Raw genomic sequence first — 21703 nt, 5'->3', positions numbered from 1 at the left:
GACCGAGAGTGCCCAGGTGCAATTGCAGCCGGAGTTCATAGAGCTGGCTCCCTTGCTCGAGTCTATCTATTTTATTTTTGATCCGCTTATAAAGGAGAAGGGAATTGTGTTTCAATCTGAGATAGATAAAGGGCTAACACAGGTATATGCAGACCGCGATGCGCTTACCAAGATCATTACCAACCTACTGGATAACGCTATAAAGTATGGCGACGGAAGGGTAGACCTGTCGGCAACGCATAACAGGGATGCTCATACAGTGCAGATCCGCGTAGCCAGTAACGGGCCGTTGATCGCCATCGAAGACCGGGAAAAAGTGTTTGAAACCTTTACCCGTTTAAAGCAAAACAAAAATCAGCCGGGAACTGGTATTGGCCTGGCTCTGTCAAAATCCCTGGCGCTTTTACACAGGGGCACCTTGCAGTTACAGGCAATAGACGGGCTCAATGTGTTTGTTTTAACGTTGCCAGCCCAACCTGGAGAAAAATAGGGTCAGATTATCATCTACCTGGTATCCGTTGATACAAATTGGCTAAAAATTGGCATGCTGAAGAAATGCATTTAACTGCAGCAGCTTGAACTTCGCATGTACAGGTATCGAGCTCGGCGGCAGTGTTGGTATGGTAAAGGGTGTTTTATTGGTTTGTGCAAATAGGTACGGTGTTGATGGGGTGGAAAGCCCGTGATACTGGTATATTTTTTAGGAAGGAGATTGAATGATGATAGAAAATAAGACGATATGAATCTGTTTTAAGAGTAAGATAATAGGATTGGTATATACACTGATCCTTATACGGGGTCAAATAATTGCCAAAATATCAATAATGTCAACAACTGTTTAGTAAGGTCTGGACGCATCGCTTTGCAGCCCCCATTTTATGAATAATTCAATTAAGTACAACCTTAATAGCAATGCTTTTGCGTTGCTGGTAAAGTTTATTGGAGTTTAGGTTAGATTAGATAAGCCCCTGGGTGTCTACCCGGGGGCTGTTTTTTGAGTAATGCAGACTCTGGAAACTACTGAACATAGAAATGGTTTTGATGCGTTCAGTAATAAAAACGGAACAATTGCTCAATGAATTTTAAAACCGGCATCCCAGGTTAATCCGCTGATATCGGTTAATTGGATGCGATAGGTTTGATTCGTATTTAAACCTTTTAGTGGAATGGACAGATCTGCTTTAGCACCTAATGGTATAACCAGGCTATGCTTTCCTGGTTTTACCTGGGCAACATAATGGTTGCGAATGTTTCCCGGAAGAAGCTGTGACAGTTCTCTTTGGCCTAATGATAGCACCCGGTCCCCGCTTTCATTCAGTACTGCTATTTCAATGAGAAAAGAACCGTATACATCAGCTCCCTCTGTTCTGAACAGTTGAAAATGTAGCTCATCAGCCTGATAGCGAATATCAGATAGCTCAATCCTTGGCTTCACCGATTTATTATGCAGGGTGCCCCAAACGCCCCCATGGAAATACTGGTTCGTCAACAGGGTGATGGCCGCTATAAGAACGGAGGACATTAAAACCAGTCGGCGCTGATTTTTGAAGGGCAGTCGTCCTGATCCTATAAGGGAGAACCATTTGGTACTGCTTACCGGGTGCCCCTTTTTTACCAGGTAGTGATCCATAGAAAAGTGCTGCTGCCGGCCAGGAAGATGGTAAATCCCCGGCAATGCCCAATACGCCAATCTGCCATTCGTCAAGGCATGTAGTGCCCAGCCAGCCTGAGCCCAGCAATATGCCCAGGGCAAGCAGCATAACACCAATGCTCATCAGCCGTGTAAATAATCCAAGTATCATCAATAACCCAACAACCGCTTCTATAATAGTAAAAGCTATCATCGAAATGTACAGGGAATCAGGATGAGAAACGAGGTACTCAATAATGGGTTTTATGCCTAATGCATTAGGAAGAAAATGATTAAACTTTTCGCCGATATAACCGGCTTCGCCGGGGATCAACTTGTTTTCAAGAATGAGTCGTCTCCAGAACGCAGAAAAATAGGTCCAGCCGATAACCCAGCGCAATGCCAATGTAAAAAGCCCGGCAGCGTTAGCCGACGCTTCTTCATGATTTAATTTCATATAACTGATATTTTAATAAACGTAAAAAAGAGATAAATTGCCGTTGGTAAATACTACAGGGTGCAATTCAAATTTTCGCTTTGTGCGATACTTCCGTTTGTAGGTCCTTTTGAGCCTGTGGGTCAGTCTCCAGGGCGACCGCATCAATTCCTTTTTGTTTGAAACAGAATATATCACTGCTACGCAGCTCCGGTGAACTAACGAATTATTATGGCCTCTATTAATACGATGCCGCTATGCAGCAATGATGACAATAATAAAAGTAGCGTCGCTGCGATATATTAGTAAAAGAATAGTTATAAAGGCGGTAGAGCTGCAGGGCAGCGATATATTAATGACCGATGCGTTCGCCGCGGGCAAATCTCTACCATTTAGGAGATGCCTCCATGACTTTAGCGAAAACGTGCATTGCACCCATGCTACACTATATCCAGCTTTAAACGTTTATATAAAATATAGATGGGCGGGCTATTGGCCCTCAAGTAGATGAAATCCGGGGAGATAGTTTCCTCCGCTATTACAGCGTATGTTTGTTCTGCGAGATCATAAGAAAAGGATTTTTTATGGATCGGTGTCTTTTGCTGAACGGCTATCTTGCGCCCACTCAAATGGCTATGCTGGCATTGCTGCCCTGTAGCGGTGGTTTTAGAGCCATTGAGCGGCTTGGTGTAGTCCAGGCCTGCAACAGAAAACCAGGCCTCTTTAACGGTGCAGGGCGCCAAGGCAAACACCAGTAACCAAAGTAAAGCGATCTGTTGGTATTTGTTGATATGACGGATTAAACCTGGCAAGTTTTCAAAGATAGTGATCCTGTGGCCTTGAACCGGGTAGCAATTTTTAAAACAAGGTTAAAACTCAAAAAGGCGAATCGGAAGAGGGATATTACCGGTTAATCGTTAAGCCATTTCCATCTTTGGGCCCAGTCCATAAGGATGGCCTTTCTCCATTTGGAAATGGTTTTCCTCCCTGCAGTTTTCCAAAGTAAAGCGACTGGTCGGGTTTGTCCGAATACCAGTTAGGGCCCAGCCGGTAGTCGGATGCGCTGCTCTTTCCAGGCCAGAGATTATCTACTACTATCGCGCCGGTTTTACCATTAAGCTCTTTAATAGCCGAAGAGAAGGTATAACGGAGGGTTTCGGCTTTTTAGGAATATACCTTAAGGAGAATACGCCATTACCTATGTAGTAGCCGGGCCATTTTTGAACGGTATTGCCATAAGGCACTTCCATCCAGAAACAGATCGAATCTTTAACCGCTTTAATATCCGGAATAGTAAAGCTGAATTCTAAAATGGAGCAGTAGGCTACTGTATCTTTTAGGGTAGTGGTATGCTCCAGTATGGTTCTGGGGCTATAGCCGATCTTTTCAAAGCTGCCTCCCCAGCTTTCACGAGTGGGGTCTTTAGGGTTGCCATCCATCATGTAAAGTAAAGATGGGGTATCGCCCATTTTGATCTCGCCTTTATAATAGTTTAGGAAGTCCTTACCCATAAAGCTATTGCCCTGTATATATTTATCGTAGTAGTTAGAGGCCGTTACACTATCAGGTTCATCGCTATGCGAAAAAAGCCATAGTAGCTTGAGTTGTTTTCAATAAACCAGAGGTTGGGGAAATTGGCCACTATATAAGCATAAGCATTAGCGCTCCATTTTTTATTTGGTCCGCCGATCCAGTATATCCTGATCTTATCCTGGATTCCAGGGGCATCATGTAATGCCTGCGCCACATCTTCCAATCCGCCCCATACTAACACCCATAGCGGCTCCTTATCTTTTTTAGGGCACATTTAATGATCCAGTCAGAGCCTTCGGTTGCCCTGTCATAGCCCTTAAACGGAGCTGCGCCTTTACGGCCCTGTTTGGTAACGGATCTCAGGTATTGCGGAGCCGCCATTTCTTTTTCATGCGACAATAGTTTGGGGAGGTCTTTCTCGTATAGATCAATAGTTTTTAAAATTTCTTCTTTATTGCCTTCGCCAAAAGAGGGGGATGATATCAGGCCTTCTATCCTGAATTTTTCGCTATACATGAGCAGGTGTATCAGCGACTGGTTATCGTCGGGGTCTGTGCCTCCTATATCTGAGCTGATCAGTATACGTGGCTTTAGCGGTGTGGGTTGCTGTGCAGATAGGTTCGTAGCTACCAAAAGAAACAGGGCACAATAAAACAGCTTACAAATCATAATAGATGGTATTGTTGCAATCGGTTGCAATATATCTTTTTTTTGCCAAATGGCTGATGGTGGCCGGCAAATGCATCTGGTTTTAACGGGTATACCGGCTGATTTTATCAATAGTGATAGAAATATGTAGCGGTGGTATTTAAACAAACTCCGAAGATTATTCGGACAGTTGTGAAAATGTCGTCCCTTGGGGATTTTAACATATCTAAAAATATTTTTTTCGATAATAACACCAGCTTTTCAGGCTTCAATATGTTGTAAACGCATTTACCCTATGACTCAGTTAATGCCCATATGTGCCGGGTAGACGGGGATAAAATATTAAGGCATAGATATTGCGTAGCTACCCTTAAAACCAGGATTATGAATGTGAAACGTATTTTCGGAACCGTGTTGACTATCTTAGGTATCATTGGCCTTATTTATACCGGCTATGAACTGATCAATAAAAGTAACAGTTATATCACATTAGTGGTGGTAGGTGTTATTGGTCTTATCTTTTTCTTCTCCGGTATCGGGTTGGTAAAGAACACCAAAGATGAAGCCTGACGTAACATAGATAGTCTTTCAATATTCTACATTATTTACCTGTTAGCCAGGGTGCCCGGCACTGGTAATATTGAAAAATATATGGCAGTATTATTGGTTTGCATCTGCGTGAGTATATTTTCTGTTATCAGTATCTTTTTTTTTGAAGCAGTTGATGCAGAGCCCTTTCATCCTCCTTTTAAATCTCCTTGTGTTACTTCTCACCTTTACCTGGTTATTGTTTTTTGTGGAACATTGGCAGGTGGTATAAGCCCTGATCAAACAACAACCAAGGCCACGAATAAAGGAAGGCCACGATTTAAATCGTGGCCTTCCTTTATTCGTAATAAAAACATTATTTTAATTGCTTCACCGCCTCGGTAAACTTGGGTATTACGTCAAATAAATCGCTACAATGCCATAGTCAGCTGCTTTGAAAAAGGCGCTTCCGAATCTTTATTGATCACCACAATAACTTTACTTCTGTTTACACCAGCCAGGTGCTGAATAGCGCCCGAAATGCCCACTGCAATATATAAATTGGGAGCTATGGCGCCCCCGTCTGACCTACGTGTTCGTTATGAGGACGCCAATGCGCATCGGCCACGGGACGACTACAAGCCAGGCCAGCATGTAGTTCTTTGGCAAGGTCTTCCAATATACCCCAGTTTTCAGGTCCTTTCAAACCACGGCCGCCACTCACCACTATTTCTGCTTCGGCCAATGGCACTTCTCCGCTCTGCTTTTTAACAGCGGTTACTTTTACCTTAGGGGTATCTACTGTGGCGTTCAGTTCCACCACTTCGGCTGTCCCTGCTCCTTCTTCTACTTTAAAAGCATTCGGGTTCAATGAAATAATCTTAACCGATGTAGTAATATTTACATTGGCAAAAGCCTTACCCGAGAATACACTTTTCTTAACTACAAAACCGTTTGAAGTGTCCGGAAGCGCAACAGCCCCGGCAACAAGTCCCGCTCTTAAACGGGCCGAAAGACGGGGTGCCACTGCTTTACCGTCGGTGTTATTTGAAAAAATAACTACGGTAGCCCCTGATTGTTCTACTGCCTGGGCAATAACCTGGGTATACACCTGTGCATCAAAATGTTTTAAGGCTTCGTTTTTACCTGGTGTATTTTACTTACACCATACCTGCCCAATGCACTCAGGTCTTCTGAAGCCGGTGCTAACACTACACCCTGTGCGGCTACACTTAATTGTTTGGCTAACTGTGCACCATAAGTAAGCGCTTCTAAGGATGATTTTTTTACACTGCCATCTTCTGCTATATCTATAAATATTAAAACCATAAATGTTGAATTTGAGATGAGGTAATTAAAGTTGAATGCCTGGTTGAAGCTTATATCACTTTAGCTTCTTCTCTTAAAAGTCTTACCAGCTCGACTACGTTATCGGCATCAATTAGTTTTACACCCGCTTTTGCCGGAGGAAGACTGAATTCAGTAATATTTGTTAGTCCTTCTGCTGCTACGGGCTCCACTACTTTTAAAGGTTTGGTTCTTGCTGCCATAATACCTCTCATATTGGGTATGCGCTGCTCAGCCATGCCTTTATTACAACTTACCACTACCGGCAAGCTTACTTCGCAAATTTCCTCACCACCTTCAATTTCACGGGTAACTGTAGCAGTATTCCCATTAAGCTCAAATTTAGTGGCCAGCGAAATATAAGGGAGGTTTAGCAATTCCGCCACCATACCGCCCACAGAGCTGCCATTATAATCAATAGTTTCCTTACCCAGGAAGACAAGATCATATCCGCCTTCTTTGGCTACTTCGGCTATTTGTGAAGCAATGGTAAAGCTGTCCTGGCTTTCGGTATTAACCCTTATGGCTTCATCACCTCCCAGGGCCAGAGCCTTGCGGATGATTGCATCCGCATCGGGCGCGCCTACCGTAACCAGGTGAATAGCAGTTGATGCGTCTGCTTCTTTCAGTTCAATGGCACGAACCAGGGCATAATACTCGTCGTTCGGATTAATGATCCATTGTACATTACCCGCGTCAAATTTCGTGTTGTTATCTGTGAAAGCTATTTTTGCCGTTGTATCAGGCGTTTTACTGATGCATACTAGTATTTTCATCTGTTGATATTTAGGTTTATAAATAGTATTGATCGGAACCGCGTTGCTTTAATGGCCTGTTGCTAAACAAAGTAACAACCAGGTTTCATATGACAAAAGACTTAAAAAGGTTGTTTATGCAACTAAAACAAAGATAAAAGGATATTGGTATAAAAAAAGATTCGTTTAAAAAATTAACATGTCCAGAATTGATCAGATAACAGAATTATTAAAAGAGAATCCGTCGGATAGCTTTTTGCAGCATGCCCTGGCTTTGGAATATGTAAAGGCCGGAAATGATGGAGATGCTAAAAGCATCTTCGAGAAATTGCTGTCAGATAATCCTCATTATGTAGGTAGCTATTATCACCTGGCTAAATTATTTGAAAGACTGGGCCAGGACGATGAGGCCATTAAAGTGTATGAGCGGGGAATGGATATAGCGCAGGAGCTGGGCGAACGCCATGCTTACAGCGAGATGAAGAGTGCTTACGAATACCTTATTTACTAATGCAAGCCAATAAAGAAGGATTGACCTTAACAGAGCGATTGGTAGCTTACATCAATCAAAACCACCTTTTTACTCGCAATGCCCGCCTGTTGTTGGCTGTTAGCGGGGAGTAGACTCTGTTGTACTATGCCATTTATGTAAGGCAGCTGGTTTTGACTTTGCTATTGCCCATTGTAATTTCCAGCTAAGAGGAGAAGATAGTAACCGGGACGAAGTATTTGTGCATGAATGGAGTAAGCAACTGGAAGTGCCCTTCCATGTAGTACGGTTTGCTACCAAACAATATGCAGAAGATCAGAAACTGTCTACGCAGGTTGCAGCACGCAAGCTCAGGTATGAATGGTTTGAAGAGATACGTAAAGAGCAGGGCTATGATTTTATTATAACAGCTCATCACGCCGATGACAATATAGAAACCGTCTTAATGAATTTCTTCAGAGGTACTGGTATCAACGGTATTACCGGTATACAGCCTGTTTACAATAAAATACGCAGGCCATTATTGTTTACCAAAAGATGGGAGCTGGAAGCGTACCTGGAGCGGGAGGCCTTATCATTTGTACAGGATGAGTCTAACCTGCACGATGATTATACCCGGAACTATTTTAGGAATACGATACTGCCATTGATCGCAAAAACCTATCCTGAAGTACAGCAGAATTTATTGGACAATATCAGCAGGTTTAAGGAGGTGGATATACTTTACAAAAGGGAAGTGGAAAAACTCTCGAAAAAATTAGTGCAGCAAAAAGGCGAGGAGTTGTATATACCCGTACTGTTACTCCAAAAACACCGGCGATGAAAACGGTTTTGCTGGAGCTGATCAAACCTTACGATTTTAAAGCTACTCAGCTGGAAGAAGTAGCCCGTTTAATGGATAGCGACTCCGGCAAATATATATTGTCGCCTTCGCACCGAATACTAAAGGACAGGAAGCATCTGATCCTGTCTCCCTTAAAAGACCAGAACCGGGCAACGGTAATTATAGAAGGAGAGGGGATAGTTGATTTTACACAAGGTATATTAAGGCTTACTCGAACGGAGAAGATAGTAATGGGTGATGATGAGCGTATGGCATTGCTGGATGCGGCCTTGATACAGTATCCCTTGTTATTAAGACCCTGGAGGGCAGGGGATTATTTTTACCCGCTGGGTATGAAGGGGAAGAAGAAGCTGGCCAAATTTTTTGTTGATAAAAAACTTTCGCTGGCTGATAAGGAAAAAGTGTGGGTGCTTGAAATGAACCGGAAAATTGTATGGGTGGCAGGCTACCGGATCGATGACCGGTTTAAAGTAACGGATAAAACAAGATCGGTTTTAAAAATAGAATGGATCGAATCAAAAAGGACGTGGTTTAAACCACGTCCTTTTTGTTGGAATTTATTGCTTCATTTATTTGCTAAACCTGTAAATCGTAGACGTTTTATAAACGGTTCCGGGTTTCAAAGTAGTTGAAGGGAAAGATGGAATGTTCGGTGAATCAGGATAATGCTGTGTTTCCAGGCAGAATGCTGTACGATAGTCATCTTTGGTATTGTTCTTCATGGGCTTTTGGCTCTTCATAAAGTTACCGCCGTAAAACTGTAAGCCTGGCTCTTCCGACCATACTTCCATTAATATGCCGCTCTGGTCTCCTCTAATCTCAGCAGCCTTTCTAAAACCTGTTCCTTTGATCACAAAATTGTGATCATATCCTTTTCCATATTCCAGCTGTGTATTCTTTTCATCTACTCTCGCTCCAATGGCAGTTGCGGTAGTAAAATCAAATGGGGTGCCTTTTACCGTTTCATTTTTACCAAATGGAATCAAAGTAGAATCAACAGGCGTATACTCATCAGCATTTACCTGTAATAAATGGTTGTTGATAGTTCCGCCGCCGTTGAGGTTAAAATAAGTGTGGTTGGTAAGGTTACAAACCGTTGTTTTATCCGTTGTTGCTTCGTAGTCAATTTTTATTTCTTTATTAGCCGTTAGCGTGTAGGTTACTTTCACGTTCAGGTTGCCTGGGAAGCCCATTTCGCCATCCTTAGAAAGGTAAGTTAACTGAAGAGCACTGTCGCTTAGCTGCTTCGGATCGAATACCACATTGTGAAAGCCATCTGGTCCACCGTGCAAGGTATTAGCTCCATTATTCTGGGGTAATATGTATTCTACACCATCCAGTTTAAATTTACCTTTGCCAATGCGGTTACCATAGCGGCCGATAGTGGCGCCGAAGAAATCCTTGGTTTCATACATGTCTTTATAGTTACCCGGACCAATCACCACATCTACCATCTTGTTGTCTTTATCTGGTACGAACAGGTTAACAACACGTCCTCCATAATTGGTAATAGACGCTTCTATACCGTTATTTCTCAGGTAAAAAATGCTGACCATTTTGCCGTTTAAGGTATCGTTAAATGCATCATTGTCCGCAAGCTTTACTTTGCTGCTATCGGTTGTAGCTTCGCCTGCTTCACCCGACTCATTTTTAGGTTGGCTATTGCATGAAAAAACAGCAACCGAGGCAGTAGCTGCAAAAAGAAGAAAGTACTTTTTCATTAATATATTTTTTGTTTTTAATAGTCTGGGCAAACCTGGCATGCAGTGCTTCATTTGAAACGGAAGGCATCGTGTCACCCATCAGTTTTTAATATTATACAATCGGGTTTAAATTATTTCATTTGAAAACAATCTGCGTTTTTGAATTTTCTTTGAAATAATTTTACTTCAAAAGAAACGCAATATATTCAAATATTCAAAGAAGAGCAAATGATTAGAGAATATGAAATAATTGAGACAGAAGATGGTAGTCATACGTTGAGGCTAGCCGGTACAAATGTTACTTTTCATTCTAACAGGGGGCAATACAAGAGTCCTCTCATATTTTTATACAGGGCGCATTTGATTATTTTGTACAGAAAAATCCATCGAAAAAGAACTGCGGATATTTGAACTGGGATTGGGAACCGGGCTTAATGCTTTACTTACTGCTATAGCCGCCCGTGGAAGCGGTAAACAGGTTGTATATAAGGCTGTGGACCTGTATCCCTTGCCTGGCTCGGTTTTTAGCAAGCTAAATTATGCCTCTCTGTTAAATGAGGTGGAACTCTATAAAATTATTATGCAAACCGGTTGGGAGCAGCTGTTATATATCGATCCTTTTTTCAAGATCCAAAAATGAATACAGGTATTGAGCAGTATAACTTTACTGAACAGTTTGATATGATTTATTTCGACGCGTTTGCTCCCGAAGACCAGGAAGAGTTATGGCAAATTACTATTTTTGAGAAGCTGCTGAATGCATTGCAGCCCGGAGGAGTGATGGTAACTTATTGCTCGAAAACTATAGTGCGAAGAGCGCTGGAAGCTGCCGGCTTTGTGGTAGAAAAAATACCCGGCCCCTGGGGTAAAAGAGAAATTGTTCGCGCTACCAGGCCTTAATATCCGGGCTGCTTATGCTTTACAGTTCGCGCGCGAAACCTGTTCAGTATTTTCTTAATCACCCATATAAATAAAAGCAGGAAGATTACAGCCATTACAACGGGTATCAGGAAGCTTAATAAGGCTCCGCCCAATGCGGCGGTATTTTCCCCGGTAGCCACTACGGCGTTTCCTGTGCCCAGTGTGGTTTTGCTGCTAAATAATCTCAGCAGGCCGGTTCCCGCAGATACCAGTCCCGCACCGCCACCGCCCGCCACGATACCAATGATCCATTTCATCCATTCGTTATCAATAGGGATAACCGATGTAGCCAGCAAAGTGCCGGCAATAGCCGCTGCAGGGGCCGCGATCGTATCCAGAAGATTATCTATAAACGGAACATAATAGGCCGTAATTTCCAGTACAGTTGCGGCTCCCAGGCAAATCAATGCCGGTGTGGTAGATAGCCATTGGAAGCTGTCAGAAAAATGAAATAGCTGGAACCGGCTTACCAGCCCGGCTACCAGCATGGGGAGAAAAACCCTGAAGCCACAGCAGGCGGCCAGGGCAATCCCTAGTGCAGTGGCTGCAATAGCCTGAATTTCAAAATTCATAGTTTATTGTTTATGCAGGCCAGGCCTGTTATATAAAGTTAATTAAATCCTGATTAGGTATGACGGTTGTTAGATGATGGCCGGCAGCAAAGCGTTTACAGTTCGTATAATGAAAACGGTGAATGGCAGTTTAAATCCGGCAAATGCCGAACGAGGTATGACAGAAAGAAGAAAAGCAGACAGAGACGATTTTGGCTTGCTACTTCTGGTCCTTGAGCGCTTCTTTGTCATCTCTCGTCCTGGCCAATGCATAAATACTGGCATTAATTTCAAACCCAATTAACAGGATCAGTGAGTTTAAGAACACCAGTACCAGCAGAAAGATAATCGTTCCGATAGAACCATATAGTTTGTTATAGGTTTCAAATTGGCTTACCCACCATGTGAATGCTAACGTGGCCACAATAACCAAACAGGTAGCAATCACAGATCCAGGTGTAATCAACTTCCATTTTTTGTCAACAGATGGGGCATGGCGATAGATATACGAGATGATAAAGAACACCAATAACCATATTAATATCCATCTTGCATTTACCCATATAGCGGTTACGATCTCGTTGGTAATACCCAGCCATTCCAATACAGAACCCTGCGCTATCAGCAATGCCAGGCAAAGAATAAAAAGCAGGATCAATGTTATAGTTATCCGTATAGCTGTCAATCTTTTTTGATGCCTTTTCTTTTAATAAAACCCGTATAATCCTGGTCGAAAGATCGCATCACACCCATCATTGCGTTGGACGAAAAGAATAGGGAGAGCAAAATACTTAAAAATAAAAGTGCATTTCTGGGCTTCTGAACTATGGTGTCTATAAAGCTTAATATGGGGTCGTGATTAGAACTCGCCGGTATAACGTCTATAATTAGTGTTTTCAGCTGGTCCATCAGCCTTAGCTTTACAATAAACTGCAAATTGGCGATAATAGGTATAAGGGTGCACAAAAAAAGCAGCAATGGCGGAAGGGCCATAGCTGTATTGAATGAGATAGCCGAGGCCCTTTCAATCAGGTCGTCCCAAACCACATGTTCCCTGAATTTTTTAACGGTATTGAATAAGGATACGCTTCTGAAACCGGGCAGATTTTCAGACCTGCTCCTGGCTACAAGTTTCCTCCAAACACTTGACTCAGCTACTTTTTCTTTTATCTTTTTACCTACGCCCATTACTTTTTAGTGGAATCCTGAATTTTTCCAAACCGCTGGTTTAATGCTTCCTGGTATAGTCTGGCCAATTTTACATGATCTTCGTAATTGGTCGAAAAATCATGTGTACCGTCAAAAGCCGGACTGGCAACAAAATAGATATACTCGGTTTTGGGAGCATCAAGCACTGCGTCCAGCGTCGCTTCCTGCGGGGTACAAATTGGCCCGGGAGGAAGTCCTTTATTGCGATAAGTATTAAAAGGAGATGGTGTGGCCAGGTGTTTAAACAACACTCTTTTAATGGTGAAGTCTTTGAGCGCGAATTTTACGGTAGGGTCTGCCTGCAAGGGCATTCCTTTGGCAATGCGGTTCATATACACGCTGGCTATTGTCCCTTTTTCTTTGGCGGCATTCGTTTCCTCATCTACTATAGAAGCTAATGTAATCACCTGTTGTATAGAAAGTCCTTTGCCTGCAGCTTTCTGCTTTCTCTCTGCGGTCCAGAAGCTTTTATAAGCATCATTGAATTTGCTAAAAACAGCTTCAGGGGTAGTGTTCCATTTATTCTCGTAGGTTAATGGAAGTACAGCACCCATTACAGTATTGGTATCCAGGCCATATTGCGCTAATGAGTCATTATTGTTTAAAAAACGGATGGCTTCAGTAGAGTCGAATTCAAAAGCCCTTCCCATTTTGCCAGCCAGCTGCTCCCTGGTTCGTAGTTTAGTTATTACAAAGCTTACGGGTGTCTGGCTGCCATTACGCAGCATTCTCAATAGGCTTACCACGCTCATTCCGGCATCAATCTTATATTTACCGGGTTTTACCTCGTCGAAACTAAGAAATTTCTCAGCTATATTAAACCAGGTAAGACCGGGAAGAATAGCCTCTTCCGTAAGTTGCTGCTTTAATTGCTCCATGGTAGTGCCGGTTTTTACATATAAAAATCCATCTTCCGGTTTTTGAGCAGCAGGTCCTATCAGCTTGAAGGCTATGAAAATGCCTGCTAACAGGATGATTACGAAGAGAATTTTCGGGAGTTTATTCATTGCTATTTGAACTGAATTAGTTGATACGGGTTTTGCCTGGGTGAAAATAATACAAAAAGGGTAGAGCCGAAAATGAAAAAACCTGTAAGGATCATAATCTTTACAGGTTTTAAAATTATTTATATAGACTTTTAGAGTCGATCTTATTTACCAGAATCTGCAGCAGGAGCCGTAGTAGCAGGCGCTGTTGTAGCGGGCACTGTATTCAGCGGAGTAGCTGGTTTTGTTGCCGGTTGTTGAATAGGCGCGTTGCCAATATCCTGCAATCTGCCGTCTGCACCAGTGTTGCTGCCGGAAATGAAGAAAGTGGATAAAAGACTTAAAACACCGATGAGAACCGCAAAGATCCAGGTACCTCTTTCTAAAATATCGTTGGTTTGCTTTACGCCCATAAACTGGCTGCTCACACCTGCAAAGTTGCCCGAAAGCCCACCGCCTTTAGGATTCTGTATCAAAACGAAAAATCCCAGGATCACCGCAACAAGTATTATGAGTATAACAAATAAAAGGGTCATGTCTATTTTTTTAAATGGTCTATTTTGGCTGCAAAATAAGCGCTTTTTGCGGGAATTTGCAAACTTAATTTCTTGTAGATATCGATGGCTTTTTTGCATTGCCTTGTTGTGCCCAAACCTGCGCCATGGCTTCAGTATCAGCGTTTTCGCCTTTCAATGATTGTTCAGCCATTTGTTCGATGCTTTTTCTTCCGTTAGGCTGATATTACCCTTGGCCGTAGCTCCCGGTAATCGTTTCATTTGCTTTAACCAGGCAGTAAAGCTTTTTAACTGTGTACCAAACCGGTCAGCAGAGCCTTGTTCGTCTCCCAATTTAATACCCTGGGCAGCAAAATAATCGATCGTGTGGTAGGGCGTGAAGGATAATTCTGCTTTTGCGGGATCGATAGGCTCAAACTTAAATTGGGGCAAGGGGAAGCGTGGCTTCATCCTCGGCTTCTAAGTCCTCATCATCATCTGCGGTGCCTGATTCTTCTGGAAGGGGCAGCTCTTCCGCTGTGATTTCCGGAGTGGCTAATACTTCGGGTATTTCCGGCACAAACTGCTCAGGCGTGGTTGCTGCACTTTGCTCCGGTTGTTGTGTAATTGTTGCTTCTGCTTCTATAATATCTACAACAGTTGCCGGTTCCTTCGCTACAGCCAGCGTATCTGTTGGGGTTACCTCAATTGTCGCAACCGGTACTGTTGACAGCTGTTCCTCAGTTTCTATTAAATGTTTAATGAAAAGCGGGTTGCTGTAATACAATAACGTCTTTTGCAGCTGCTCCTGGTAGCCCTCACTTCCCGATTTTTGTAACTTCTGTGCATACAGTAGCTGGATAGCTGAGGAGTAAGGGTGCTTTTGTGAAAGCGCTTGAAGCTCTTCCAGGTTACAAGATTCGAATGGTTTAGATAGAACCGTATCAGATAAAGTATTAATAAAGCTGTTCATGCTCGCTGGTTACCAGTTGGAAAATATTCTATTAAAAATGGCATCGGGTATATCGCGAAGCATCTGGTCCAGCAAGCCCTGCTCTGCCTGCTGTAAGCTTAGCGTTCCCGAGTAGTCAAACGGGGTACTTACGTCATATTTCCCAATGATTTTTTGTGTTTTATCTCTTACCACAATGTTCACACTTACATTTAAACGGTTCGCATTTACCTGCTGGTTAGAGATACCTGCGGTAGAGAAAGAGTAACTGGTTATTTTGCTGTCAATAATCCATTGGGCATCATCTCCTCTTGTTTGCTGTAACTTGGTTTGACGCATTACCTTTTGTATTAACCGGTCTGTAAGCTCAGGCGCCAGTCTGGGGTTTACGTAAGAGGCTGTATTAGTCATAGGATTGATTTTCACTATTTTTAGTGAATCGGGAATGGATTTGGCATCCTGGAATCCGTAACGGACTTTACAGCTGCTTTGTGTAAAGGCGAGAAAAAAATACCGGTAACAGTAAGGAAAACAAGTAATCCCTTATAACTCTTCAATGTCATATTCTTTTAGTTTTCTGTAAAGTGTACGTTCACTGATGCCCAGGTCCAGCGCAGCATCTTTTCTTTTGCTTTTATGTTTTTTCAGCGCTTTAATGATCAGCTCTTTTTCTTTGTCCATTATATTCAGGCTTTCTTCTACTTCTTCATGGTCGTGAATACTATTAGCCATTCCAATGTGAATCGGCATGGCTTGCTGATTCGGTACAGGCAAAGCAGACGGCAGCTCAATATGTAAAGGCGATGAAATTTGCTGAAAACTATCAGGGCTGGTTTTCAAATCTTTCAGATCGTTAATGAACGAAGGGTTTTGTTCGGCAATAGAAGGATTCTGCAATACTTCCAGGAACATTTTCTTAAGTTCGTTCACGTCTTTTTCATATCGAAAAAGAGCTTGTATAATATCTCTCTTTCATTTTGAAATTCCTGCTGGTTTTGTCCACCTACCACAACGGCAGGCAACCTGTTATTAGAGTAGGGTTGTAAATAGCGGCTAAGCTCCCTGGAACCTATATTTTTTTCAGGCGATAGTACAGAGATCTGTTCAGCAATATTCTTCAGTTCACGCACGTTACCCGGCCAGGGGTAGGTAAGCAATAAGTTTTTTGCCTCATCATCAACTGTACCGATTGTGTTTTGTATTTGTCAGCAAAATCGGCTGCAAATTTTCTGAACAGCAGTACGATATCTTCTTTGCGATGTGTAAGCGAAGGTACCCTGATGGGTACTGTGCTTAAACGGTAGTAAAGATCTTCCCTGAATTTATTTTGCTGAACCAGTTGCAATAAGTCTTTATTGGTGGCAGCTATTACTCTTACATCCGTTTTTTGAACCTTGCTCGATCCTACCCGTATATATTCCCCTGCTTCGAGCACACGTAGTAGGCGGGCCTGTGTTCCTAAAGGCATTTCCCCTATTTCATCAAGGAAAATGGTGCCACCGTTTACCGTTTCAAAATAACCTTTGCGGGCATCAACAGCACCGGTAAAAGACCCTTTTTCATGACCGAAAAGTTCTGAGTCGATCGTTCCCTCTGGTATAGCACCACAGTTGACCGCAATAAAAGGGTTGTGCTTACGTGATGATAGTGAATGTATAATGGAGGAAAAAGCTTCCTTTCCCACACCACTATCTCCTATAATTAAAACCGTCAGATCGGTATTGGAAACCTGGGCTGCAACCTGTAATGCATAGTTGAGCTCGGGCGAGTTGCCAATAATGCCAAAGCGGTTTTTTATTGATTGTAAATCCATAAAGTTTAAAACTCAAATTTCAAAATAGCAAGTGTCAGTTGTAGTAGCTGTGTAGCGGGAGCTTATATAATTTCTCCAAACAAAGTCGCCTGTGTGCAATCCTTAATATGCACTTCCACATAGTCACCTTTTTGCAGGGCGGCATTATTTTTAGGAAATATTACCACTTTATTCTGTGAGGTACGTCCCACCCAGTCGTCGGCGCTTCTTTTACTATCGCCATCGATCAGTACTTTAAAGGTTTTGCCCAGATCCTGTGCAAAGTTGATGCGTGATAACTCATTTTGTTTTTCGATGATCTCCTGCAGCCTCCGTTTTTTACATCCAGCGGAATATCATCCTTGTAACGGCGCTGCGCCAGTGTGCCCGGGCGTTCGCTATAGAAAAACATGTAGCTGTAGTCGTATTTGGTGTAATCCATAATGGAGAGCGTCTCCTGGTGCTCTTCCTCCGTTTCTGTACAGAAGCCTGCGATCATGTCTGATGTGAGACTGCAGTCGGGTATGATAGATCTGATCTCATCAACCTTGCTCATGTACCATTCGCGGGTATAAGTACGGTTCATTAGCTGCAGCACGCGCGTAGAGCCACTTTGTACCGGCAGGTGAATGCACTTACAGATGTTTTCATGAGCCGCCATAGTATGCAGCACATCACTGGTAATATCTTTAGGATGAGAAGTAGAAAAACGAACCCTGAGCAAAGGGGAGATCAAAGCTACTTTTTCCAATAGCTGCCCAAAAGTTACTGCGTGCTCCGTGCTGTTACTTTCGGGGTTGTAGTAATAACTATCTACATTTTGTCCCAGCAGGGTTACTTCGCGGTAGCCATTTTCAAACAGGTCTCTGCACTCATTGATAATGCTTACTGCATCGCGGCTACGCTCACGGCCCCTGGTAAAGGGTACTACGCAAAAGGAACACATATTATTGCAGCCCCGCATAATACTTACAAAGGCCGATACGCCATTCGTATTTAATCGAACGGGTGCAATATCTGCGTAAGTTTCTTCGCGGCTCAACAGTACGTCAATGCTTCTATGTCCGTCAGCAGCTTCATCTACCAGCCTGGGCAAGCTACGGTAAGCATCAGGTCCAACCACTATATCCACCAGTTTCTCTTCTTCTAAAAACTTAGATTTTAAACGTTCTGCCATGCAGCCCAATACGCCCACCAGGGTACCCGGGTTGCGGGTTTTTAGCTTCCTGAATTCTGTGAGGCGTTTACGAACCGTTTGCTCCGCCTTTTCACGAATGGAGCAGGTATTGATAAAAATAAGATTAGCTTCTTCCACGTTCCGTGTAGCGCCAAAACCTTCTTTGTTTAATATGGAAGCTACTACTTCGCTGTCAGCAAAATTCATCGCACAACCGTAGCTTTCGATATAAAATTTCTTCTTGTACTCATTAGGGTCCACCGAAAAAGGAGCGTAGGTTTCTCCCTGACGCTGCTCATCATGTGTTTTATTTGCTACCAAATCAAGCATTAATTTCTTTTTAATAGTTTCAAGCGTGCAAAGATAGGCGAATTTTAGTAGCTTTATGACAGGATGACAGGGTGAAAAGTTAAAACTTGAAATAATAGAAAACTGTATTTTTACAGTAGTTTGCAAACGACCAGTATAGTTAAATTGTTGAAAGGCTGCCGGATGTGCAAGGCCTGGCCCAGGAGGCCGAAGCGTAGCGGAGCCTGGAACAGCCGGAACTGTTGACGAGGTTTGTACTGAAGTTGACAGTCTAAAATAATATTGAAAATAAACCTTCTTTTTTACAAAAATCTTCGTACATTTGCACGCTCTAATTTCGGGGTAAGTAGTTTTTATGGCTAGCAGGAGAGAATACGATATTGCATTTGTGGGGTTAAAGCCTGGTATTCATGAGTTTGACTACGAAATCTCTGATAAGTTCTTTGAGGCATTTCAGCAACAGGATTTTACCGATTGCCATGCGCAGGTAAAACTACTCTTGGACAAGAAGAGCAGTTTTATGCAATTGAAGTTTGAAATTGGTGGTAGTTTGATGGTAACCTGTGACCGTTGCAATAATGATTTAAAACTCGAACTCTGGGACGAATTCAATATCACCGTTAAAATGGTGGAAGAGCCGGAGTTGATGAATGATGAGGAGGGCGACCCGGATGTATTCTATATCAGCCGTGGGGAAAGCCATCTGAATCTGGAGAACTGGATATACGAGTTTATAAATCTGAGCATTCCAATGCATAAAACCTGTGGTTATGATAATGCCGATGGACCGCAATGCAACCAGGAAGCGCTGAAGATGTTAGACAAATTAGAGGTGGATAAACCTGCAAAACCGGATGTGAATCCGATTTGGAAAGGCTTAGACCAATTCAAAGACAAGAAAGATTGATTTTTAGATAAACAGAATTTTTAACGCATATAAATAAAGAGTTATGCCAAATCCTAAACGCAGGCACAGCCAGCAAAGAAGCGCAAAACGTAGAACACACTATAAAGCTACTGCACAAACTTTAACTACAGACGCTACTACCGGCGAAATTCATGTACGTCACCGTGCGCATGTGAGCGAAGGAAAGCTGATCTACAAAGGTAAAGTAGTAGCTGAAACAGCTCCTTCAAAGGCTTAGTATCTTTAGTTCTATATTATTTTTAGGAATTCCATGTACATACAGGCTATTCAAGGGCCGATGTATCTGGAATTTTTTATTTTAGCCGATACAAACAGTATCCTGTATTTTCGATGCGGGATGTTGGTACACTGAAGTTTGAAATAAGGGAACGTACCCGATTTGATAAGCAAAAAGTCTGCGGATGAATATTGGATTAGACATGATGGGTGGTGATTTTGCACCTTTTGAGGCAGTAAAGGGCGTAAAGCAATATTTGCTGGAGCATGATTTTGATGGGTTGTCGCTGGTGCTGTTTGGAGATGAAGGTCAGTTGAGCGCGTTATTGGCTGAGCAGGAAGTGCCACAGCATAAATGCCAGGTTGTAGCAACTACTGAGATCATCGAAATGAATGAGCATCCCACCAGGGCGCTGAAGGAAAAACAAAATTCATCCATATCTGTAGGCTTTAAATACCTGGCGGCCGGGAAAATTGATGCTTTTATAAGCGCGGGTAATACCGGTGCCATGTTAGTGGGCGCCATGTTCAGTATAAAAACAGTTGAAGGTGTGTTAAGACCTACCATATCGTCTGTTATTCCCAAGCAGGATGGCGGAACCGGTTTGCTGGTGGATGTTGGGTTGAATGCAGACTGTAAGCCTGAACAGCTTAATCAGTTTGCAGTAATGGGCTCTGTCTTCAGTCAGTATATATACGGCGTAGAGCAGCCCAAAGTTGGATTGATCAATGTAGGCGAGGAAGAAGGAAAGGGTAATATATTGGCTCAGGCCACTTACCCGCTGTTGAAAGAGAATAAGGCCATTCATTTTGTGGGCAATGTAGAAGGCCGCGATGTTTTTGCTGATAAAGCAGATGTAATGGTTTGCGAAGGTTTTACAGGGAATGTTATTTTAAAGCTCGCTGAATCGATTTATGATATTGCTCAAAACCAACAAATCGATAACCCTTACCTGAACCGCTTTAATTTTGAAATTTATGGGGAACTCCTGTCCTGGGAGTGGAGAAGCCGGTAATTATCGGCCACGGCATATCGCATGGCACCGCTTTCAGCAACATGATAGATGTAGCTGTAAAAATGCTGAATACAAATGTATTGGGCAAGGTGAAAGAGGCGATCAGCCAGATGTAGTTATACAAAAGTTTTTGTACATTAGCTGAATAGTGAGCTGACCACCCGGCTGACTAGCTGTTTTGTTATACAATCCTAATCATCTTCTTAATTAACCAATGATGAAAAAAGTACTATTTATGGCGCTGGGCATGGCGGCACTGCAGTCTTTTGCCCAGAACAATTTTACCTATGCTCCGCAACAGCCCAGAGGTGGGGACGAAATAACCTTTCAATATACCCAGGGTGGAGAATTGTCGGGTATAATGAAATTGCCTACAGCTTATGCCTTACAGTTCTCTTCTAAAGGCAATAAGATTATTGATATACCCTTACGCCGCGAGTACGGAAAGCTGGTGGGGAAAATAAAAACAGATACCAGTGCCAGTCTTTTGGCTTTTGCATTTTCGATAGACGACAAATTTGATAAAAATAACGAAGACGGATTTTTGATTGAGCTATATGAAGGAAATCAGCCGAAAAAAACAGTTAACGCTAATGCTGCTGCTTTTTACACGCAATATGGTCCTAATTATTTTGGATTAAAATCTAACCCAACCAAAGCCATTACGTATTACGAAAAAGCATTTGCCTCTGATTCGGCATCAAGGGAAAAATTGCTGACCAACTATTTATATGCTAAGCGTGCAGCCGATAAAGAAAAAGGAACTGCGGCTATACAGGCTGAGATAGAAAAGCTGTTTAAAGCCGGGTTGAAAATAAAAGACGATTATTCGAAGGCTTCCTCGCTTTACAACCTATTAGGATTAAGACAACAGTCTGCATTTGTAACAAAGCTCAGGAGCGAAAAGTTCCCGGTCGGGGTAGAGGTAACTCCGATGGCCTTCTATGAAAAGTTTAATACTAAAAAGAGCCTTGCCGAAAAAGGCGAAGTGTACCAGGAAATAGTAGCAGTAGCTGACACAACGCAAAACAACGACGAATATAAAGCCCTCATCAGCTACCTGCAGGGAAATTTATTGAATGGATATGCCGCAGCTAAAGATTGGAAGGGGTTTGGAAGTATTGCAGCAAAAATTACGGATAAGGCTGCTTTAGCACAGGCTTATAACGGAGTGGCCTGGAAGATGCAGGAAAATGGCGATAGTTTAAAATATGCAGAGCAACTGTCTTCTTTTGCAA

Annotated in this window: 28 protein-coding genes and 3 pseudogenes; 12 read left to right on the top strand and 19 right to left on the bottom strand. The window is 42.7% G+C overall.

Annotation, left to right across the window (positions count from 1 at the left end; all coding sequences use genetic code 11):
- Nucleotides 1-16: 16 nt before the first annotated feature.
- Entirely contained in the window at nucleotides 17-490 is a 474-nt protein-coding gene (locus MKP07_RS31155) for a sensor histidine kinase (RefSeq protein WP_240852008.1), read from the top strand.
- 582 nt (nucleotides 491-1072) lie between these two features.
- Here the strand turns inward: MKP07_RS31155 and MKP07_RS31150 are convergent.
- From MKP07_RS31150 to MKP07_RS31130, 5 genes and pseudogenes are all read right to left on the bottom strand, one after another.
- A complete protein-coding gene (locus MKP07_RS31150; RefSeq protein WP_240852007.1) occupies nucleotides 1073-1435 on the bottom strand; it encodes a TQO small subunit DoxA domain-containing protein in 363 nt (120 codons plus the stop codon).
- Nucleotides 1436-1442: 7 nt separating this feature from the next.
- Nucleotides 1443-2087: a TQO small subunit DoxD gene (locus MKP07_RS31145; RefSeq protein WP_240852006.1), complete on the bottom strand. Its 645-nt coding sequence runs from the start codon at nucleotides 2085-2087 to the stop codon at nucleotides 1443-1445.
- 419 nt (nucleotides 2088-2506) lie between these two features.
- Entirely contained in the window at nucleotides 2507-2878 is a 372-nt protein-coding gene (locus MKP07_RS31140; RefSeq protein ID WP_240852005.1) for a hypothetical protein, read from the bottom strand.
- Nucleotides 2879-3160: 282 nt separating this feature from the next.
- Nucleotides 3161-3595, bottom strand: coding sequence for a hypothetical protein (locus tag MKP07_RS31135; RefSeq protein ID WP_394803754.1), 435 nt, complete (start codon nucleotides 3593-3595; stop codon nucleotides 3161-3163).
- 26 nt (nucleotides 3596-3621) lie between these two features.
- Nucleotides 3622-4268: pseudogene (locus MKP07_RS31130) on the bottom strand (DUF1593 domain-containing protein).
- A 369-nt stretch (nucleotides 4269-4637) separates the two neighbouring features.
- On the opposite strand from MKP07_RS31130, the gene MKP07_RS31125 reads away from it, so the two are divergent.
- Nucleotides 4638-4817, top strand: a complete 180-nt coding sequence (locus MKP07_RS31125) for a hypothetical protein (protein WP_240852003.1) — start codon at nucleotides 4638-4640, stop codon at nucleotides 4815-4817.
- 524 nt (nucleotides 4818-5341) lie between these two features.
- On the opposite strand, the pseudogene MKP07_RS31120 reads toward MKP07_RS31125, so the two are convergent.
- Nucleotides 5342-6104, bottom strand: a pseudogene (locus MKP07_RS31120) (electron transfer flavoprotein subunit alpha/FixB family protein); the annotation flags it as partial.
- A 50-nt stretch (nucleotides 6105-6154) separates the two neighbouring features.
- Nucleotides 6155-6898 carry an electron transfer flavoprotein subunit beta/FixA family protein gene (locus MKP07_RS31110; RefSeq protein ID WP_240852001.1) on the bottom strand — a complete coding sequence of 248 codons (744 nt, stop codon included), beginning with the start codon at nucleotides 6896-6898 and terminating at the stop codon, nucleotides 6155-6157.
- A 178-nt stretch (nucleotides 6899-7076) separates the two neighbouring features.
- Between MKP07_RS31110 and MKP07_RS31105 the strand changes: the two genes are divergently transcribed.
- The 3 genes from MKP07_RS31105 to tilS (MKP07_RS31095) all read left to right on the top strand — a co-directional run bounded on the left by MKP07_RS31105 (nucleotide 7077) and on the right by tilS (MKP07_RS31095) (nucleotide 8843).
- Nucleotides 7077-7388, top strand: a complete 312-nt coding sequence (locus MKP07_RS31105) for a tetratricopeptide repeat protein (RefSeq protein WP_240852000.1) — start codon at nucleotides 7077-7079, stop codon at nucleotides 7386-7388.
- Nucleotides 7389-7551: 163 nt separating this feature from the next.
- Nucleotides 7552-8190: a tRNA lysidine(34) synthetase TilS gene (gene tilS / locus MKP07_RS31100; protein ID WP_240852743.1), complete on the top strand. Its 639-nt coding sequence runs from the start codon at nucleotides 7552-7554 to the stop codon at nucleotides 8188-8190.
- Complete coding sequence (tilS, locus tag MKP07_RS31095) at nucleotides 8187-8843, top strand: tRNA lysidine(34) synthetase TilS (RefSeq protein WP_240851999.1); 657 nt, start codon at nucleotides 8187-8189, stop codon at nucleotides 8841-8843. The genes tilS (MKP07_RS31100) and tilS (MKP07_RS31095) overlap by 4 nt, the downstream gene beginning before the upstream one ends.
- On the opposite strand, the gene MKP07_RS31090 is transcribed toward tilS (MKP07_RS31095), so the two are convergent.
- Nucleotides 8781-9932 carry an aldose epimerase family protein gene (locus MKP07_RS31090; protein ID WP_240851998.1) on the bottom strand — a complete coding sequence of 384 codons (1152 nt, stop codon included), beginning with the start codon at nucleotides 9930-9932 and terminating at the stop codon, nucleotides 8781-8783. The two genes, tilS (MKP07_RS31095) and MKP07_RS31090, sit on opposite strands and share 63 nt — an antisense overlap.
- A 400-nt stretch (nucleotides 9933-10332) precedes the next feature.
- On the opposite strand from MKP07_RS31090, the gene MKP07_RS31085 reads away from it, so the two are divergent.
- Nucleotides 10333-10554 carry a hypothetical protein gene (locus MKP07_RS31085; protein ID WP_240851997.1) on the top strand — a complete coding sequence of 74 codons (222 nt, stop codon included), beginning with the start codon at nucleotides 10333-10335 and terminating at the stop codon, nucleotides 10552-10554.
- The gene (locus tag MKP07_RS31080) at nucleotides 10551-10814 is read left to right on the top strand and encodes an MnmC family methyltransferase (RefSeq protein WP_240851996.1); all 264 of its coding nucleotides are present in this window, start codon (nucleotides 10551-10553) and stop codon (nucleotides 10812-10814) included. The genes MKP07_RS31085 and MKP07_RS31080 overlap by 4 nt, the downstream gene beginning before the upstream one ends.
- Here the strand turns inward: MKP07_RS31080 and MKP07_RS31075 are convergent.
- The 11 genes and pseudogenes from MKP07_RS31075 to miaB form a co-directional block, all read right to left on the bottom strand.
- Entirely contained in the window at nucleotides 10811-11407 is a 597-nt protein-coding gene (locus tag MKP07_RS31075; RefSeq protein WP_240851995.1) for a DUF4126 domain-containing protein, read from the bottom strand. The two genes, MKP07_RS31080 and MKP07_RS31075, sit on opposite strands and share 4 nt — an antisense overlap.
- A gap of 199 nt (nucleotides 11408-11606) precedes the next feature.
- Nucleotides 11607-12071, bottom strand: coding sequence for a YihY/virulence factor BrkB family protein (locus tag MKP07_RS40155; RefSeq protein ID WP_262920071.1), 465 nt, complete (start codon nucleotides 12069-12071; stop codon nucleotides 11607-11609).
- A complete protein-coding gene (locus MKP07_RS40150; RefSeq protein WP_262920070.1) occupies nucleotides 12068-12574 on the bottom strand; it encodes a YihY/virulence factor BrkB family protein in 507 nt (168 codons plus the stop codon). The genes MKP07_RS40155 and MKP07_RS40150 overlap by 4 nt, the downstream gene beginning before the upstream one ends.
- A complete protein-coding gene (mltG, locus tag MKP07_RS31065) occupies nucleotides 12574-13602 on the bottom strand; it encodes an endolytic transglycosylase MltG (RefSeq protein WP_240851994.1) in 1029 nt (342 codons plus the stop codon). The genes MKP07_RS40150 and mltG overlap by 1 nt, the downstream gene beginning before the upstream one ends.
- Before the next feature lie 143 nt (nucleotides 13603-13745).
- Nucleotides 13746-14117 carry a preprotein translocase subunit SecG gene (secG, locus tag MKP07_RS31060; RefSeq protein ID WP_240851993.1) on the bottom strand — a complete coding sequence of 124 codons (372 nt, stop codon included), beginning with the start codon at nucleotides 14115-14117 and terminating at the stop codon, nucleotides 13746-13748.
- Between the two features lie 153 nt (nucleotides 14118-14270).
- A complete protein-coding gene (locus MKP07_RS31055; protein WP_240851992.1) occupies nucleotides 14271-14528 on the bottom strand; it encodes a hypothetical protein in 258 nt (85 codons plus the stop codon).
- Complete coding sequence (locus MKP07_RS31050; RefSeq protein WP_240851991.1) at nucleotides 14515-15048, bottom strand: hypothetical protein; 534 nt, start codon at nucleotides 15046-15048, stop codon at nucleotides 14515-14517. Before MKP07_RS31050 ends, MKP07_RS31055 begins: the two co-directional genes overlap by 14 nt.
- A 9-nt stretch (nucleotides 15049-15057) precedes the next feature.
- Nucleotides 15058-15453, bottom strand: a complete 396-nt coding sequence (gene lptE, locus MKP07_RS31045; RefSeq protein ID WP_240851990.1) for an LPS assembly lipoprotein LptE — start codon at nucleotides 15451-15453, stop codon at nucleotides 15058-15060.
- Nucleotides 15454-15570: 117 nt separating this feature from the next.
- A pseudogene (locus MKP07_RS43235) lies at nucleotides 15571-16840 on the bottom strand (sigma-54 interaction domain-containing protein).
- Nucleotides 16841-16902: 62 nt separating this feature from the next.
- Nucleotides 16903-17031 carry a TRAM domain-containing protein gene (locus MKP07_RS31025; protein ID WP_240851986.1) on the bottom strand — a complete coding sequence of 43 codons (129 nt, stop codon included), beginning with the start codon at nucleotides 17029-17031 and terminating at the stop codon, nucleotides 16903-16905.
- Between the two features lie 35 nt (nucleotides 17032-17066).
- A complete protein-coding gene (miaB, locus tag MKP07_RS31020; protein WP_240851985.1) occupies nucleotides 17067-18326 on the bottom strand; it encodes a tRNA (N6-isopentenyl adenosine(37)-C2)-methylthiotransferase MiaB in 1260 nt (419 codons plus the stop codon).
- A 334-nt stretch (nucleotides 18327-18660) separates the two neighbouring features.
- Between miaB and MKP07_RS31015 the strand changes: the two genes are divergently transcribed.
- From MKP07_RS31015 to MKP07_RS31000, 5 genes are all read left to right on the top strand, one after another.
- Complete coding sequence (locus MKP07_RS31015; protein ID WP_240851984.1) at nucleotides 18661-19212, top strand: YceD family protein; 552 nt, start codon at nucleotides 18661-18663, stop codon at nucleotides 19210-19212.
- Nucleotides 19213-19255: 43 nt separating this feature from the next.
- On the top strand, nucleotides 19256-19450 hold the full coding sequence (gene rpmF / locus MKP07_RS31010) for a 50S ribosomal protein L32 (protein ID WP_114788998.1): 195 nt from the start codon (nucleotides 19256-19258) through the stop codon (nucleotides 19448-19450).
- Nucleotides 19451-19634: 184 nt separating this feature from the next.
- Entirely contained in the window at nucleotides 19635-20465 is an 831-nt protein-coding gene (plsX, locus tag MKP07_RS31005; RefSeq protein ID WP_240851983.1) for a phosphate acyltransferase PlsX, read from the top strand.
- On the top strand, nucleotides 20450-20581 hold the full coding sequence (locus tag MKP07_RS40140) for a hypothetical protein (RefSeq protein WP_262920069.1): 132 nt from the start codon (nucleotides 20450-20452) through the stop codon (nucleotides 20579-20581). Before plsX ends, MKP07_RS40140 begins: the two co-directional genes overlap by 16 nt.
- 119 nt (nucleotides 20582-20700) lie before the next feature.
- Nucleotides 20701-21703 (top strand): hypothetical protein (locus MKP07_RS31000; protein WP_240851982.1); only part of this gene is annotated, 1003 nt, incomplete at its 3' end.

Origin of the sequence: Paraniabella hibiscisoli (assembly GCF_022512515.1) — a bacterium.
Taxonomy (GTDB): Bacteria; Bacteroidota; Bacteroidia; order Chitinophagales; family Chitinophagaceae; genus Niabella; species Niabella hibiscisoli.
Note: the sequence above shows the minus strand (reverse complement) of the source record. Positions and strands in the feature narration are given on the sequence as shown.

Coding starts and splice junctions, on each gene's coding strand:
- MKP07_RS31145 (WP_240852006.1), bottom strand. CDS start 2,087: ATGAAATTAAATCATGAAGAAGCGTCGGCTAACGCTGCCGGGCTTTTT.
- MKP07_RS31110 (WP_240852001.1), bottom strand. CDS start 6,898: ATGAAAATACTAGTATGCATCAGTAAAACGCCTGATACAACGGCAAAA.
- MKP07_RS31105 (WP_240852000.1), top strand. CDS start 7,077: ATGTCCAGAATTGATCAGATAACAGAATTATTAAAAGAGAATCCGTCG.
- tilS (WP_240851999.1), top strand. CDS start 8,187: ATGAAAACGGTTTTGCTGGAGCTGATCAAACCTTACGATTTTAAAGCT.
- MKP07_RS31090 (WP_240851998.1), bottom strand. CDS start 9,932: ATGAAAAAGTACTTTCTTCTTTTTGCAGCTACTGCCTCGGTTGCTGTT.
- MKP07_RS31080 (WP_240851996.1), top strand. CDS start 10,551: ATGAATACAGGTATTGAGCAGTATAACTTTACTGAACAGTTTGATATG.
- MKP07_RS31075 (WP_240851995.1), bottom strand. CDS start 11,407: ATGAATTTTGAAATTCAGGCTATTGCAGCCACTGCACTAGGGATTGCC.
- MKP07_RS40150 (WP_262920070.1), bottom strand. CDS start 12,574: ATGGGCGTAGGTAAAAAGATAAAAGAAAAAGTAGCTGAGTCAAGTGTT.
- mltG (WP_240851994.1), bottom strand. CDS start 13,602: ATGAATAAACTCCCGAAAATTCTCTTCGTAATCATCCTGTTAGCAGGC.
- secG (WP_240851993.1), bottom strand. CDS start 14,117: ATGACCCTTTTATTTGTTATACTCATAATACTTGTTGCGGTGATCCTG.
- MKP07_RS31050 (WP_240851991.1), bottom strand. CDS start 15,048: ATGAACAGCTTTATTAATACTTTATCTGATACGGTTCTATCTAAACCA.
- miaB (WP_240851985.1), bottom strand. CDS start 18,326: ATGCTTGATTTGGTAGCAAATAAAACACATGATGAGCAGCGTCAGGGA.
- MKP07_RS31015 (WP_240851984.1), top strand. CDS start 18,661: ATGGCTAGCAGGAGAGAATACGATATTGCATTTGTGGGGTTAAAGCCT.
- rpmF (WP_114788998.1), top strand. CDS start 19,256: ATGCCAAATCCTAAACGCAGGCACAGCCAGCAAAGAAGCGCAAAACGT.
- plsX (WP_240851983.1), top strand. CDS start 19,635: ATGAATATTGGATTAGACATGATGGGTGGTGATTTTGCACCTTTTGAG.